The sequence below is a fragment of the Flavobacterium notoginsengisoli genome (assembly GCF_014207905.1).
Taxonomy (GTDB): domain Bacteria; phylum Bacteroidota; class Bacteroidia; order Flavobacteriales; family Flavobacteriaceae; genus Flavobacterium; species Flavobacterium notoginsengisoli_A.
In genome coordinates, this window is the sequence record NZ_JACHLB010000003.1 from 514,454 (window position 1) to 528,300 (window position 13,847).

The following is a 13,847-nucleotide window of genomic DNA, read 5'->3' on the forward strand; positions in this document are numbered from 1 at the left end:
GAAATAAGTTCTATGTAAGGGCTTCGACTTCGCTCAGCCTGACAGTTAGATTATTAAAATCACTAATAAGGACTAATCACTAATCACCTATTACTAATCACTTAATAATAATCTCTTTCTTAGAATGTATTTTCACTACTGTATACGGATATGAAATAACCTGCATCGTCATTGCATCTTTAGCAGGACTATTTTCCTTAACAGTTATTACAATATTCTTATCCGTTTCTTCTACTTTTTCGACATCAATAGAATAACCGCTGGTATTTTTTTCTCCCATATTCAAGATTACATAATTATAATCGTGAACATTTGGACTCTTCATTTTATCTGCTAAAAGAGGATCATTTTGAAGCATTTTAATTTCGTTTGGTTCCGTTAAAATCTCAAAAAACTTAATGTTTCCTCCGCCATCAGATTGTTTTGTCAAAACTTCATACAATGCGTTTGAATTTTCAACTTTCTTAACGCCGCACGAAATCATAACAAAAACTGCTAAAACAGAAATTACTTTTTTCATTTATCGCTCTTTAAAATTAATGCTTTTCATATTTGTAGTCATCAACCGCTTTCTGATACAATGCTTCATACTTAGGAAGAATATTTCTGATATCAAATTTTCTAGCCACTTCTAAAGCATTTGCCTTAAACTGATTTAAAACAGCATCGTCTCTTAAAATTTTCAATGCATTTTCAGCCATTTCTTCGACATTTCCAACGTTGCTTAAGTAACCCGAAAAACCATCAAAATTAACCTCTGGCAAACCGCCCGAATTACTCGAAATAACTGGAACACCGCAAGCCATTGCTTCCAAAGCTGCCAGACCAAAACTCTCCGTTTCAGAAGGAAGCAAAAACAAATCGGTCATGCATAAGATTTTATCAATTTCGTGGCTATTTCCAAAGAAAATCACTTTATCTAAAATCCCAAGTTCCTGACATAAAATTTCCGCTTTTTCTTTTTCTGGTCCGTCACCAACCATCATTAACTTAGCTGGAATCTCTTTTTGAACATTATAGAAAATCTTAATAATATCTGGTATACGCTTTACTTTTCTAAAGTTACTAATATGTGTTATAATACGCTCATTCTCATTCGCCATAACATAACGATGACACGGTGCCGTTGGGTCTTTTTTTACTTTATCCAATTCAATAAAGTTCGGAATCACCTTTATCTTATTCTTAATTTTGAATAATTTCAAAGTATCATCTTTCAAACTTTGCGAAACCGAAGTCACATAATCCGATTTATTGATACTAAAAGTTACCGCCGGCTTATAAAACGGATGATTTCCAACAAGCGTAATATCAGTTCCGTGAAGCGTCGTAATCATCGGAAGATTAATCCCTTCATTTTTCAGCATTTGTTTTGCCATGTAACCCGCATATGCATGCGGAATCGCATAATGCACGTGCAACAACTCAATTTTATATAATTTAACCATATCAACCAATTTGCTCGATAACGCTAATTCATATGGCTGATAATGAAACAATGGATACTCCGGAACATTAACTTCGTGATAATGTACATTCGGATTTAAAAGTGCCAACCTCACTGGCTGACTGTATGTGATAAAATGTATTTCGTGTCCTCTTCTGGCTAGCTCAAGACCTAACTCAGTGGCTACCACACCACTACCTCCAAAAGTAGGATAACAGACAATTGCTATTTTCATGTATTAAATTTAATTCTACGAAAATACTCAAAAATCACGTTTAAATAAGCTTTTAAATTGTTAGATTTTTGACAAAATTAGATTAATTCTAGTTAATAATTTTTTCGAGAAGCACAACTTTTGAAATATAAAAGACCAGTTGTCCCGCTGTCCGCTAAATTCCCGATTAACAAAAACTACGACTAAAAAGCCTTGTTTTTCTAAATCGGGAGATACCGCTCCCATCGGGGCTAGATTAGATCTTTTTGTTTTCATAAGAAGTTTAGCCAATAATACATATCTGTCATTCCTCATTCCTCGGAATGACAAAGATTTGCAAACCTGAAACTTCAAACTTAAAACCTGAAACAAAAAAAAAGGCACAAAATCTAAAATTTCATGCCTTTTCAAATATATTATAAATTTATCTTAGAAAAATCTGCTATGCCAGCTATCGGCAGCAGGAACTTCCCAAGCATCATTAAATTCTTCAATATTAGTAACCAAATTATTAAATACGATTGTATTTCCTGTTACTGCTTTATCTTTCACCATTTTCTTAAAATCAATCAATGGTTTATGTGCAATATGCTCGCCTAATTTAAAAGTAACGTTCATTTTATCTAACAAATCAACATTATATTTTTTCTCTAAACTTTGAATAAATTCTACAGAACTATCAATTGAACATCCTGTTGCTGCCTGCACATCTTGATTAACAGCCAATATGATAAAACGATTGTATTTAAGCAAGTAAGAAGCTTCAAGGCTTGTTCCATGAGCTGCCCATTGTTCTACAAAAGCTTTTAAGTCAGTTTCAATTTCAGAAAACTCTTCCTCAGAAAACTTTCTGTTTGATTGGTAAATCCATACTCTTGATTCACCTGGTAAATTTTCAAAAGGTATATACATTTTTAAATTTAGATTTTAGATTGTTGATTTTAGATTTTTGAAAAGTTTCAGGTTTAAAGTTTCAAGTTAAAAAACCTTAGAACCTTAGCATCTTAGCAACTCAGAACCTTTTATAAATCTTGCGCATTTGCAATCAATTCGGCAACGTCCATTACTTTAACCTCACCTTCTTTATGTTCATGTTTAATTCCGTCTGTCAACATAGTATTACAGAATGGGCAACCAGCTGCAATAATATCAGGTTTCACTTCTAGAGCATCTTCAGTACGCAATACATTGACTTCTTTATTTCCAGGTTCTGCATCTTTAAACATTTGCGCTCCACCAGCACCACAACATAATCCATTTGCTTTAGAACGTTTCATTTCAACTAATTCAACATCTAATTTCTGAATTAAATCTCTAGGCGCTTCGTAAACTTTATTTGCTCTTCCTAAATAACAAGGATCATGAAAAGTAATTTTCTTTCCTTTAAACTGTCCCCCTTCTACAGTTAATCTTCCATCATCAATTAATGATTTTAAAAATTCTGTATGATGAATAACTTCATAATTACCACCCAATTCTGGATATTCATTTTTCAAAGTATTAAAACAGTGCGGACAAGCCGTAACAATTTTTTTTGCTTCATAAGCATTCAGAACTTCAATATTCATCATCGCCTGCATCTGAAACAAAAATTCATTTCCAGCTCTTTTTGCAGGATCTCCAGTACAACTCTCTTCTGTACCTAATACCGCAAAAGAAACATTCGTACGATTTAAAATTCGCACAAACGCTTTTGTAATTTTTTTTGCTCTATCATCAAAACTTCCTGCGCAACCTACCCAAAACAAAACTTCTGGTTGTTTTCCTTCGGCAAGCATTTCTGCCATTGTTGGCACTACTAAACTTTCTGACATTTCTCTCTTTTGTTTAAAGTTTAAAGTTTCAAATTTTATTCTGAAATCTAAATTCTTAATTTATAATTGTAAACTAAAATTAGTTCTCGTTTTTCCAATTTAAACGGTCTTGCTGGCTATATTGCCAAGGCGCACCATTATTTTCAATATTAGTCATCATTGCGTTTAATGACATTGGTGCAGCACTTTGCTCCATAACCAAGTAACGACGCATATCCATAATAATAGATAAAGGACTAATATTTACTGGACATTCTTCCACACAAGCGTTACAAGACGTACAAGCCCACAACTCTTCTGGAGTAATATAATCGTTTAAAAGTGATTTATTATCTGGAACAAAAACACCTTTATTGGCATCAATGTTTTTACCAACTTCTGTTAGACGATCTCTTGTATCCATCATAATTTTACGAGGAGACAATTTTTTACCTGTTTGATTTGCCGGACAAGAAGAAGTACAACGACCACATTCTGTACAAGTATATGCATTTAATAACTGAACCCAGTTTAAATCCTGAACATCACTTGCTCCAAACTTAGCCGGTGCTGCATTCTCATCTGCTGGCGGAGCCGCTGCAAACGGATCTGCATTTGGATCCATCATCAATTTAACTTCATTTGTAACAGATGCTAAATTATCAAACTGCCCTTCTGGCTTTAAATTAGCAAAATAAGTATTCGGGAAAGCTAAAAGTATATGCAAGTGTTTTGAGAAATATAAATAGTTCATAAAAACTAAAATACCAGCAATATGCAACCACCAGAAAACTTCAAACAGAAGCACAACAAGTTCATTTGACATTCCATTAAAAATCGGTGCAATAAATTGACTTATTGGAAAACTTCCTGCTTTATGAAAAACACCTCCTGGAACATTTTGCAAATGATAGTCAGAAGCATTCATCAATAAGAATAAAATCATTAGAACGGTTTCGAAATACAAAATATAATTTGCATCACTTTTTGGAAATCCATTCAAATCAGAATTGATAAATCGCTTTAATCTAATTACATTTCTTCTGATCCAGAATACTGTAACTGCAAAAATTACAAGTATTGCTAATATCTCAAATGAAGCAATTAAGACATCATAAACTACTCCCAAATACGGAGCAAAAATTCGATGTGTCCCAAAAAGTCCATCTATAATAATTTCAAGTAATTCAATATTAATAATTACGAATCCTACATAAACAAAAATATGCAGTATTCCAGCAACAGGGCGTCTCACCATTTTTGATTGCCCAAGAGCAATCAAAGCCATGTTTTTCCATCGAGCTTTAGGATTATCTTTTCGATCTACATCTACTCCCAAATTAATGTTTCGGATGATTTTTTTTACGCTCGCTGCAAAAAAACCGAAACCAATTACAAGAAGTATGGCAAACAAAATATTATCTAAATAACTCATTTACAATTATTTTTTATCAGTTGAATTTGTATCTTCTGTCGGCGCTACATAGGGTTTGTTTTTCTTTCCAAAAAGAGAAACATTTACGTAACGTGTTGGATAAAGACGTACATCTTGCAATAGTAATTCAAGTTCTTTTGAAGTTTTAGCAAGATTATTATACAAGGCATCATCATTCAATAATTTACCTGCAGTACCTTTTCCAGAATTTAAATTCGCCATTAAACCATCAACTTTTGCCAAAGTCTGATTCAAGCTACGAACTGTTTTTCCTAAATCAGCTTTGTTTAAAGAGTCAGAAATTTTGTTAAAATTGCTTGATACTTTATTGAAGTTAGAAACCATTCCATTAATCTGTCCTTTATTTGTATCTAAAATATTATTTAGACTACCAGAAGCTTTATGAAACTGTTGCATTGTCTGACTTAACTCTGCAATTGTTTTCTTTAAATTTTCTTGAGTTTGCTTATCTAAAGTATTGTTTAATCCTGTCACCAAAACATCAATATTCACAAGCATTTTATCTAGCTTTTGCTGAATTGGTTCAATTTTCCCTCCTAAAGATTCTGTCAATCCAAGTTCAACAGCAGACGCTAAAGTTTGTCCGTCTTCTGCTGGTTCTTTATCTCCTAAATTAGGGACAATTTTAATTTGTTTTCCACCAATCAAACTAGGAGAATACAATGATGCTGTACTCGTTTTAGAAATTGGAAAATCTGTTTTTAACTGAAGTTCAACTAATAATTTACCAGTTACTTCGTCTATAGTGATTTTACTTACTTTACCAATTGCAAGTCCATTAAGTGTAACTGGTGCTGAAGGTGATAAATCTTCAACATTGTCATAGTGAACATATAAAGTTTTATAATTTGTAAAAAGATCTCTACCTTTTAGAAAACTATAACCCCAAATAAATAATAAAATCGATACGATGACTAATATAGCCGTTTTAATTTCTCTTGTTAGTTTCAAAATTCTAAGTGTTTGTACAAAATTAATATAAATATTCGAACTTAGGCTTATTATTTAATCGCGTCCTGAATACTGATTTTTTCTCCATCTTTAGTTGCCACTAAAAAAGCTGCGCCATACCCTTTACTTTTAGCCTCTTGCAAATATTTTTGAGCAGTTTCGTAACTTGAAGTTTCTTCGTAGAAATACTTATATATATTGTTTTCAAATAACATCGTTACGTTTTTCAGCCCTTTAAAGTTTTTAGGTTCTAATGGAGTTTTCTTAATACTTGCAATAAGCTGCACTTTAAAGAATGTTCCTTTCGGTGCATTTTTCACTACTGCAACTGGAGCAGTTGTTTTAGGTTTTGCTGGTGTTGAAGTATCTCTTATGGGCCGACTGTCATCTGACTCGGTTCCAGATCCAAAATACTCTCTTTTATAACTTAAAATTGCTTCTGCGATTGCTTTTGCAATATCATCTTGACCTTCTTCTGAGTTTAAAATATTACCTTCAGTTGGATTAGACACAAATCCAGTCTCAACCAAAACTCTAGGCATATATGCTTTATGCAAAACCATGAAAGGCGCTTGTTTTACTCCTCCTTGACGAAGTTTTTTTCCTAATTTCTCAAAATTATCTTCAATTTTAGTAGCTAGAGAAATACTATTATCTAAATACTCTTCCTGCATTAAAGTCATTCCAATCATCGATTCTGGAGAATTTGGGTCGTAACCTTCATATTTACGCTTATAATCTTTTTCCAAAGTAATTACCGAGTTCTCTTTTTTCGCTGCTTCAAGATTTGATGCAACTTTACTTAATCCCATTACATAAGTCTCAGTTCCATCGGCAGCTGTATTTTTATTTGCATTACAGTGAATAGAAACAAAAATATTTGAATTGGCTCTATTCGCAATATTGGCTCTTTCCACCAAATCGATAAAAACATCTGTTTTACGAGTATATATTACATGAACATTTGGATTTAATTCTAAAATCTTTCCCACTTTTAAAACAATCGCCAAAGCAATGTTTTTTTCAATTCTGCCACTGTAAACGGCTCCAAAGTCATGATCGCCATGTCCAGCATCAAGAGTCACCTTAAACACATTGGACTGACTATGAGCACAAAAAGACAGTATTGTGAGAAATAAAGTAAAGATTACCTTAATTTTATTAATTCCATTCATAAATCTAAAAGTTAATTTTAATAAACGTAGCTGTTATAATTTTCAGAATTGATTATTTTTGCCAAAAAATTATATGTAAGTTTGACATGTCAAAAAACACGCCATAATTTTACAAAAATAGCATTTAAACCTTTGCATACAAACTTATTTAATATCGTTTTAATATCATTTTTCCTAACTATAGGTTGTGGTAATTTATATTCGCAAGAAATAAAAAACAAAAAAAAGCCTTTACCTGCTGTAAAACAAACAGATAAAGAAGTCGCTAAGACTACAGACACTATAAAGCTAGATACTGTTAGGCCCAAAAAGACTTTTTTGGATGGAAAAGTAAAGTATAAAGCTAAAGATTATGCAAAAATTGATCAAAAAAATAAGCTTATCACCTTGTATAATGAAGCCGAGCTATACTACAAAGATGTAGAATTAAAATCGGGTATCATTATTCTTAATTATGAAAAAGATGAAGTTTATGCCGGAAGAATAAAAGATTCTGCTGGCGTTTTAGTTCAATATCCTAATTTCAAACAAGGTTCTAGCGAAGTTCAACCGGATTCTATTCGCTTTAATTTCAAAACAAAAAAAGCATTAATTTATAATTCTAGAACCGAACAGGGTGAATTCAAGATTAAAGCTGCAGTTACTAAAAAAGAAAACGATTCTGTTTATTTCTTGAGAGGCGCTCGTTTCACAACTTCTACAGATGTCGATCATCCAGAATACTATTTTCAAACTAGTAAAGTAAAATTTATTCCTGGAAAAAAAGTAATTACAGGTGTAACCAATATGGTAATTGCAGATGTACCGACGCCTTTGGCACTTCCTTTTGCTTATTTCCCAATGAGTCAGGAAAAAAGTGTTTCTGGTATTATCATCCCAAGCTACAACGATTCTAACACAAGAGGTTTTTCTCTTCAAAATGGTGGATATTATTTTGCCTTGAGCGACCATTACGATTTAACTGTGCTCGGAGATTATTATACGAATGGAAGTTACGCTATGCGTTTTGAATCTTCATATGCAACAAGATACAAATACAGAGGAAATGTAAATATTCGTTTTGAAAATTTAATAAGCAGTGAACGTGGTTATCCTGATTATTCAAAACAAAACATTTATAACATCCAGTGGTCACATTCAAAAGACACTAAATCAAACCCAAATTCAACCTTTTCAGCATCGGTAAATATGGGTAGTAGTAAATACTTTAAACAATCAATTAATCAAGCTAATATCGGATCAAACTTAAATAACACTTTAAGTTCCTCTATTTCATACAATAAAACTTTTAACACTATTCCTGGATCACGTATTTCGTTATCAGCAACACACCAACAAAATACGCAAACAGAAGACATTATAATGACACTTCCTTCATTACAAGGAAGTATCGACCGTATTTACCCGTTTGCCGGAAAAGATGGTGTTAAAAAAGGAATAATCAAGAACATCAACTTACAATATAACGTAAGTGGAAAAAATGAATTTAAAACAAAAGATTCTTTGTTTTTCAAACCTCAGATGTTTAAAGATGCCCAAATTGGAATGCAGCATACTATTCCGCTTAGTACTAACTTCAAAGTATTTAAGTATTTTAGTGCAAGTGCTTCAACTACTTATCAAGAAACTTGGGTAAATAAAACAATCAAAAAGGAATATGACGCTTCAACAGGAAAAGCAGAACCTACACCTGTAGATGGTTTTGATTCTTTCAGAACTTATAATTTCAGTACAAACTTAGGAACAACCATTTACGGAACTTTTAATTTTGGGGAAGACAAGAAAATTCAATCTATAAGACACGTTATGCGTCCAAGTATAACTTATGCTTACACACCAAGTTTTGAGCGTTATTATGATACATATGCAGTAGATGCAAGCGGAAGAATAACTTCTGAATATACCAGATTTGAAAACGGTCTTTTCGGCCAACCTGGTAAAGACAATTCTAACGTTGTTGGTTTTTCTTTGAGCAATACTTTTGAAGCAAAAGTAAGAGACAAAGACAGCACTAAAACTGAGCCTAAAAAAATAATGCTGTTAAACAACTTAAACTTCAGCACAAGTTATAATTTCAATGCAGACGGAAAAACAACATTTGGATGGCAACCTGTATTAGTAAGTGGTGGAACACAGTTTTTTGACAATAAAATGAACATGAACTTTGGTGCAACGCTAGATCCTTACGCGATTGACAATGGCGGCAACAAATTAAATAAATTCAACATTGATAACGGTGGAAGTTTATTTAGAATGACCAGCGCAAACGTAACTGTCAACTATTCTTTTTCTAGTAAAGGCGATGGCAGCAAAGAAAAGAATAACCAAAGTCAGCGGAATGGTGGACGAAGTGATGACTTATTCGGTACGAATACCGACCTAAATGATACCCGAAATAGCCAGTTTGCTAATGAACCTGAAAAAGAGGATGTAATTACCGAGTTTTTCAACTCTAAAATCCCTTTTGACATGACTCTGGCATACTCTTTAACCTATTCTAATATAAATCGTGAGAACAAAATATCCAATAACTCTCTTATGATTTCTATCAACACAGATATTACACCTAAATGGAAAGGTGGAGTTTCTACTGGTTATGATTTTGTACAAAAAGGGGTTACCTTTACTCAATTCCGTTTCGAAAGAGATTTGTTAAGCTGGAGGATGGCTTTTAACTGGCAACCGCTTGGAACAAACTCTAACTGGAACTTTTTTATCGGAATTAAATCTGGTATGTTAAGTGACATTAAATGGAATAAACGAAGCGTTTCAAATCGATAAACTACTCTTTCGAATCAAATAATTTCATTATGAAAAAAATCATCTTTACCGAAAAAGCTCCGGCTCCAATCGGTCCGTATAACCAAGCTGTTTTATCTGGAAATACTCTTTATGCTTCTGGACAAATTGCAATCAATCCTGAATCAGGAGAATTGATTACAGAGAATATAAATGACGAGACCAATCAAGTTATGAAAAACATTGCTGCGATTCTAGAAGCTGCAGGAATGACATTTGAGAACGTAGTAAAGTCTACTATCTTCATTATGGACATGAATAACTTTGGAGCAATAAATACCGTTTACGGTTCTTATTTTAACGAAAAAACCGCTCCAGCTCGTGAAACGGTTCAAGTGGCTTGTTTGCCAAAAAATGTTAATGTAGAAATATCTATAATTGCTGTGCAATAGCATCTAATAATAATTGTGCCGTTGCTTCATTTGTTGCCAGCGGCACATTATGCACATCGCAAACACGAATCAGCATATTAATATCAGCCTCATGCGGATGACTTGACAGAGGATCTTTAAAAAAGAAAACCATTTTTGTAATTCCTTCTGCTACTCTTCCTGCAATCTGCGCATCACCTCCTAAAGGCCCCGAAAGCATTCTTTGAGTTTTAAAACCCGCCGCTTCAGCTTTTCCTCCAGTTGTACCTGTACCAATTAGTCTTATTTTTTCATTATGTAAAACAGCTTCGTTTTTAATTAAAAACTCAATTAAATCAGCTTTTTTTCCATCATGAGCAATAATGGCAATTTCCATAAAACCAGAACTATTGATTAGCGACATGGTATGCAATTAATCCGTCAATAGGTCTTCTTAAAACATTACCTAATTGAAGTTCATATTTATCGAAAGTTTCTTGTAATTCATCTTTCAAATAAAATGCAATTGAACCAACAAAATGCACAGGAACTTCTTTGCAGTTATCAAATTGTTTGATATAATTCTTAACAAAAGACTTCATTCCCTTGAAGATAATTTTTCTACAGAATTCTGTGTCTTTATGTTTGATTAAGAACTTAGCATAAGTTGCCAAATACGCATTTGGATTCGGTTCTTTATATAATTTGTTTTTAATAAAATCAGGATCAACGTCGTACTCTTTTTCAAGCTCAACAGCCAATTCTTTAGGCATTTTATTAAAATAATATTTTCTAATTAATTCTTTTCCAAAAACGTTACCACTACAGTCATCCATAACTATATAGCCTAATGACTGTACTTTTTGATGCAATACTTTTCCATCAAAATAACTACAGTTAGAACCAGTTCCTAAAATAGAAACAATTGCCTCTTCACCTTTTGGAGTTGTTGCATAAACAGCAGCATAAGTATCTTCTTGAACGTCTACTATCGCGTTAGAAAAATACTCTTGAAAAACCTGTTTCAAATACTCTTTCATTCTATCTGTACCGCATCCAGCACCATAAAAGAATAAATGTGAAGCATTTTTTTTGTTTTGTAAGATGTCAAAACGATCGTTTAATCTTTCGATAATTTCCGGACCATCAAGAATCTCAGGATTTAATCCTAAAGTTTGTGTTGTGAATAATACTTTTCCATTATCATCTATTGCAATCCAATCGGCTTTAGTAGATCCACTGTCAACTATTAATTTCATTTGTTTAGTTTTTGGAATTAGGTTTTTCTATTTTTAATTTAAAAGTGTATTTTTTACATTAATTATAGAGGTAACAAAATAAGAAAATCCCGTTATTGTAGTAACGGGATTTTGCAAAAATATATATTATTATTTTAAACCTGCAATATGTACAGATAAATCGATTAATTTGCTTGAGTATCCGTACTCATTGTCATACCAAGATACTAATTTGAAAAAAGTAGAATTTAATCCAATTCCAGCAGTAGCATCAACGATTGAAGTTCTTTTATCAGAGATAAAATCCTGAGAAACAACTGCATCTTCAGTATATCCTAAGATACCTTTCAATTCGTTTTCAGAAGCTTTTTTCAATACAGACATGATTTCCTCATAAGAAGTTTCTTTAGCCAATTTCACAGTTAAATCTACTGTAGAAACGTCAGCAGTAGGAACACGGAAAGCCATACCTGTTAATTTTCCATTCAAATCTGGAATAACTTTTCCAACCGCTTTTGCAGCACCTGTTGAAGAAGGAATGATGTTGATTGCAGCTGCACGTCCACCTCTCCAGTCTTTTCTAGAAGGTCCGTCAGCAGTCATTTGAGTTGAAGTTGTAGCGTGAACTGTAGTCATTAAACCTTCAACAATTCCGAAGTTATCATTGATAACTTTAGCTAAAGGAGCTAAACAGTTTGTAGTACAAGAAGCGTTAGAAACAACTAAATCAGAAGCTTTTGCAGTTTCGTGGTTAACTCCCATTACAAACATTGGAGCATCAGCAGAAGGAGCAGAAATGATTACTTTTTTAGCTCCACCTTTTAAGTGCTCGCTTGCAGTTTCGATAGTTGTGAAGATACCAGTACACTCAGCAACAACGTCTACATCAACCTCGTTCCATTTTAAGTCAGCTGGATTTCTTTCAGCCGTGATACGGATGTTTCTTCCGTTTACGTACAATTTTCCTTCTTTAACTTCTACAGTTCCATCGAAACGACCGTGAACTGAATCATATTTTAATAAATAAGCTAAGTGATCTACATCTAACAAGTCATTGATTGCAACAACTTCTACGTTATCTCTATTGAAAGACTCTCTAAAAACGATTCTTCCGATACGTCCAAATCCGTTTATTCCTAATTTTACTTTTGACATTTTACTAAATTTTTGCTTTTGTTTTTATTACACTATTTTCAAAGTCTAATTTCCTCACAATAAACTTCTCTTCTTTTTTAAACTTTTATGTTTGGTTATGTCGACATGATGTCAGACACTCTTAATAATTCTCTATCAATTTCTGATTTTCCTTTTATCGCTTGTTCTAAAGGAGTCAAAACAACTTTATCTTCTTTCAATCCAACCATATAGTTAGATTTTCCTTCCAATAAAGATTCTACAGCTTTCATACCTAATCGACTAGCTAAAACACGGTCAAAACAAGATGGAGAACCACCACGTTGCATGTGTCCTAAAACAGAAACTCTTACGTCATATTCTGGAAGATTTGCCTCAACATAATCTTTTAGTTCGAATACGTTTTTACCAATCTTATCACCTTCAGCAATAACTACAATACTTGATGATTTTCCTGAAGCTTTACTTTTTTGAAGTGAATCTAAAAGACGATCTAATCCTAAATCTTCTTCAGGAATAAGAATCTCTTCTGCTCCCGCTCCAATACCTGCATTAAGAGCTATATGTCCAGCATCTCTTCCCATTACCTCTACGAAGAACAGACGGTTATGTGAACTTGCCGTATCTCTAATTTTATCAATACAATCTACTACCGTATTCAAAGCTGTGTCATACCCTAGAGTAAAACTTGTACCATAAATATCATTATCAATTGTACCCGGAATTCCCATTACTGGAAAATCGTATTCTGAATTGAAAATTAATCCTCCTGTAAAACTTCCATCTCCACCAATTACAACAAGAGCATCAATACCTGCCTTTAAAAGGTTTTCGTGCGCTTTTTTTCTACCTTCTGGGGTTCTAAACTCAACTGAACGAGCCGATTTTAAGATCGTTCCACCTTTGTTTACAATATTATTTACACTACGAGGTCCCATTTCTTTGAAGTCTCCTTCAATCATTCCTTGATACCCTCTATAAATTCCGATGCATTCTATATTATGAAATGCACAAGTACGAACAACCGCTCGAATTGCAGCATTCATTCCAGGTGAATCTCCTCCTGAGGTAAGAACACCTACTTTTTTTATTGTTTTTGGCATTATTTAAGTATTAAAGTGTAAAATTAGCAAACATTCAGCACTTTTTGGGTTACGATTATCATAAATTAATAAAATCTGTTAAATTCAAACGTTTTCGTTAATAAGTTTTTTCTATGAAAAAATTTCATTAAAAATAAAAAATTGCTATTTTTTTATTAAATCGTCAAAAATTAACAATACCCAAATG

At 33.0% G+C, this 13,847-nt stretch carries 13 protein-coding genes; 2 read left to right on the forward strand and 11 right to left on the reverse strand.

Annotated features, from left to right (window positions below; genetic code table 11):
- Positions 1–97 precede the first annotated feature (97 nt).
- The 7 genes from HNP35_RS12490 to HNP35_RS12520 all read right to left on the reverse strand — a co-directional run bounded on the left by HNP35_RS12490 (position 98) and on the right by HNP35_RS12520 (position 7,036).
- Positions 98–520 carry a protease complex subunit PrcB family protein gene (locus HNP35_RS12490; RefSeq protein WP_184162339.1) on the reverse strand — a complete coding sequence of 141 codons (423 nt, stop codon included), beginning with the start codon at positions 518–520 and terminating at the stop codon, positions 98–100.
- A 16-nt stretch (positions 521–536) separates the two neighbouring features.
- Positions 537–1,682: an N-acetyl-alpha-D-glucosaminyl L-malate synthase BshA gene (gene bshA / locus HNP35_RS12495; protein WP_184162342.1), complete on the reverse strand. Its 1,146-nt coding sequence runs from the start codon at positions 1,680–1,682 to the stop codon at positions 537–539.
- Between the two features lie 408 nt (positions 1,683–2,090).
- Positions 2,091–2,573: an ABC transporter ATPase gene (locus HNP35_RS12500; protein WP_184162345.1), complete on the reverse strand. Its 483-nt coding sequence runs from the start codon at positions 2,571–2,573 to the stop codon at positions 2,091–2,093.
- Positions 2,574–2,683: 110 nt separating this feature from the next.
- Positions 2,684–3,475 carry a (Fe-S)-binding protein gene (locus HNP35_RS12505; protein ID WP_184162348.1) on the reverse strand — a complete coding sequence of 264 codons (792 nt, stop codon included), beginning with the start codon at positions 3,473–3,475 and terminating at the stop codon, positions 2,684–2,686.
- Between the two features lie 79 nt (positions 3,476–3,554).
- A complete protein-coding gene (locus HNP35_RS12510) occupies positions 3,555–4,889 on the reverse strand; it encodes a (Fe-S)-binding protein (protein WP_184162351.1) in 1,335 nt (444 codons plus the stop codon).
- Between the two features lie 6 nt (positions 4,890–4,895).
- On the reverse strand, positions 4,896–5,861 hold the full coding sequence (locus tag HNP35_RS12515; protein WP_184162353.1) for an MlaD family protein: 966 nt from the start codon (positions 5,859–5,861) through the stop codon (positions 4,896–4,898).
- 50 nt (positions 5,862–5,911) lie between these two features.
- The gene (locus HNP35_RS12520) at positions 5,912–7,036 is read right to left on the reverse strand and encodes an N-acetylmuramoyl-L-alanine amidase family protein (protein ID WP_184162356.1); all 1,125 of its coding nucleotides are present in this window, start codon (positions 7,034–7,036) and stop codon (positions 5,912–5,914) included.
- An 81-nt stretch (positions 7,037–7,117) separates the two neighbouring features.
- Here HNP35_RS12520 and HNP35_RS12525 point away from each other — a divergent pair, with 81 nt between their 5' ends.
- Together HNP35_RS12525 and HNP35_RS12530 are read left to right on the forward strand one after the other, a co-directional pair.
- Positions 7,118–9,817 carry a putative LPS assembly protein LptD gene (locus HNP35_RS12525; protein ID WP_184162359.1) on the forward strand — a complete coding sequence of 900 codons (2,700 nt, stop codon included), beginning with the start codon at positions 7,118–7,120 and terminating at the stop codon, positions 9,815–9,817.
- A 29-nt stretch (positions 9,818–9,846) separates the two neighbouring features.
- Positions 9,847–10,227, forward strand: a complete 381-nt coding sequence (locus tag HNP35_RS12530; protein WP_109194182.1) for a RidA family protein — start codon at positions 9,847–9,849, stop codon at positions 10,225–10,227.
- Here HNP35_RS12530 and HNP35_RS12535 read toward each other — a convergent pair.
- From HNP35_RS12535 to pfkA, 4 genes are all read right to left on the reverse strand, one after another.
- Positions 10,208–10,582, reverse strand: a complete 375-nt coding sequence (locus HNP35_RS12535; protein WP_184162609.1) for a methylglyoxal synthase — start codon at positions 10,580–10,582, stop codon at positions 10,208–10,210. The two genes, HNP35_RS12530 and HNP35_RS12535, sit on opposite strands and share 20 nt — an antisense overlap.
- Positions 10,583–10,592: 10 nt before the next feature.
- Positions 10,593–11,444 (reverse strand): N-acetylglucosamine kinase, encoded by an 852-nt coding sequence (locus tag HNP35_RS12540; protein ID WP_184162362.1) that lies wholly within the window; start codon positions 11,442–11,444, stop codon positions 10,593–10,595.
- Positions 11,445–11,573: 129 nt separating this feature from the next.
- Complete coding sequence (gene gap / locus HNP35_RS12545; protein ID WP_184162365.1) at positions 11,574–12,578, reverse strand: type I glyceraldehyde-3-phosphate dehydrogenase; 1,005 nt, start codon at positions 12,576–12,578, stop codon at positions 11,574–11,576.
- A 95-nt stretch (positions 12,579–12,673) separates the two neighbouring features.
- Entirely contained in the window at positions 12,674–13,660 is a 987-nt protein-coding gene (gene pfkA, locus HNP35_RS12550) for a 6-phosphofructokinase (protein ID WP_184162367.1), read from the reverse strand.
- Positions 13,661–13,847 lie beyond the last annotated feature (187 nt).

Excerpts from the sequence above, each read along its gene's own strand:
- HNP35_RS12490 (WP_184162339.1), bottom strand. The coding sequence starts at position 520 with ATGAAAAAAGTAATTTCTGTTTTAGCAGTTTTTGTTATGATTTCGTGC.
- bshA (WP_184162342.1), bottom strand. The coding sequence starts at position 1,682 with ATGAAAATAGCAATTGTCTGTTATCCTACTTTTGGAGGTAGTGGTGTG.
- HNP35_RS12500 (WP_184162345.1), bottom strand. The coding sequence starts at position 2,573 with ATGTATATACCTTTTGAAAATTTACCAGGTGAATCAAGAGTATGGATT.
- HNP35_RS12505 (WP_184162348.1), bottom strand. The coding sequence starts at position 3,475 with ATGTCAGAAAGTTTAGTAGTGCCAACAATGGCAGAAATGCTTGCCGAA.
- HNP35_RS12510 (WP_184162351.1), bottom strand. The coding sequence starts at position 4,889 with ATGAGTTATTTAGATAATATTTTGTTTGCCATACTTCTTGTAATTGGT.
- HNP35_RS12520 (WP_184162356.1), bottom strand. The coding sequence starts at position 7,036 with ATGAATGGAATTAATAAAATTAAGGTAATCTTTACTTTATTTCTCACA.
- HNP35_RS12530 (WP_109194182.1), top strand. The coding sequence starts at position 9,847 with ATGAAAAAAATCATCTTTACCGAAAAAGCTCCGGCTCCAATCGGTCCG.
- HNP35_RS12535 (WP_184162609.1), bottom strand. The coding sequence starts at position 10,582 with ATGGAAATTGCCATTATTGCTCATGATGGAAAAAAAGCTGATTTAATT.
- HNP35_RS12540 (WP_184162362.1), bottom strand. The coding sequence starts at position 11,444 with ATGAAATTAATAGTTGACAGTGGATCTACTAAAGCCGATTGGATTGCA.
- gap (WP_184162365.1), bottom strand. The coding sequence starts at position 12,578 with ATGTCAAAAGTAAAATTAGGAATAAACGGATTTGGACGTATCGGAAGA.
- pfkA (WP_184162367.1), bottom strand. The coding sequence starts at position 13,660 with ATGCCAAAAACAATAAAAAAAGTAGGTGTTCTTACCTCAGGAGGAGAT.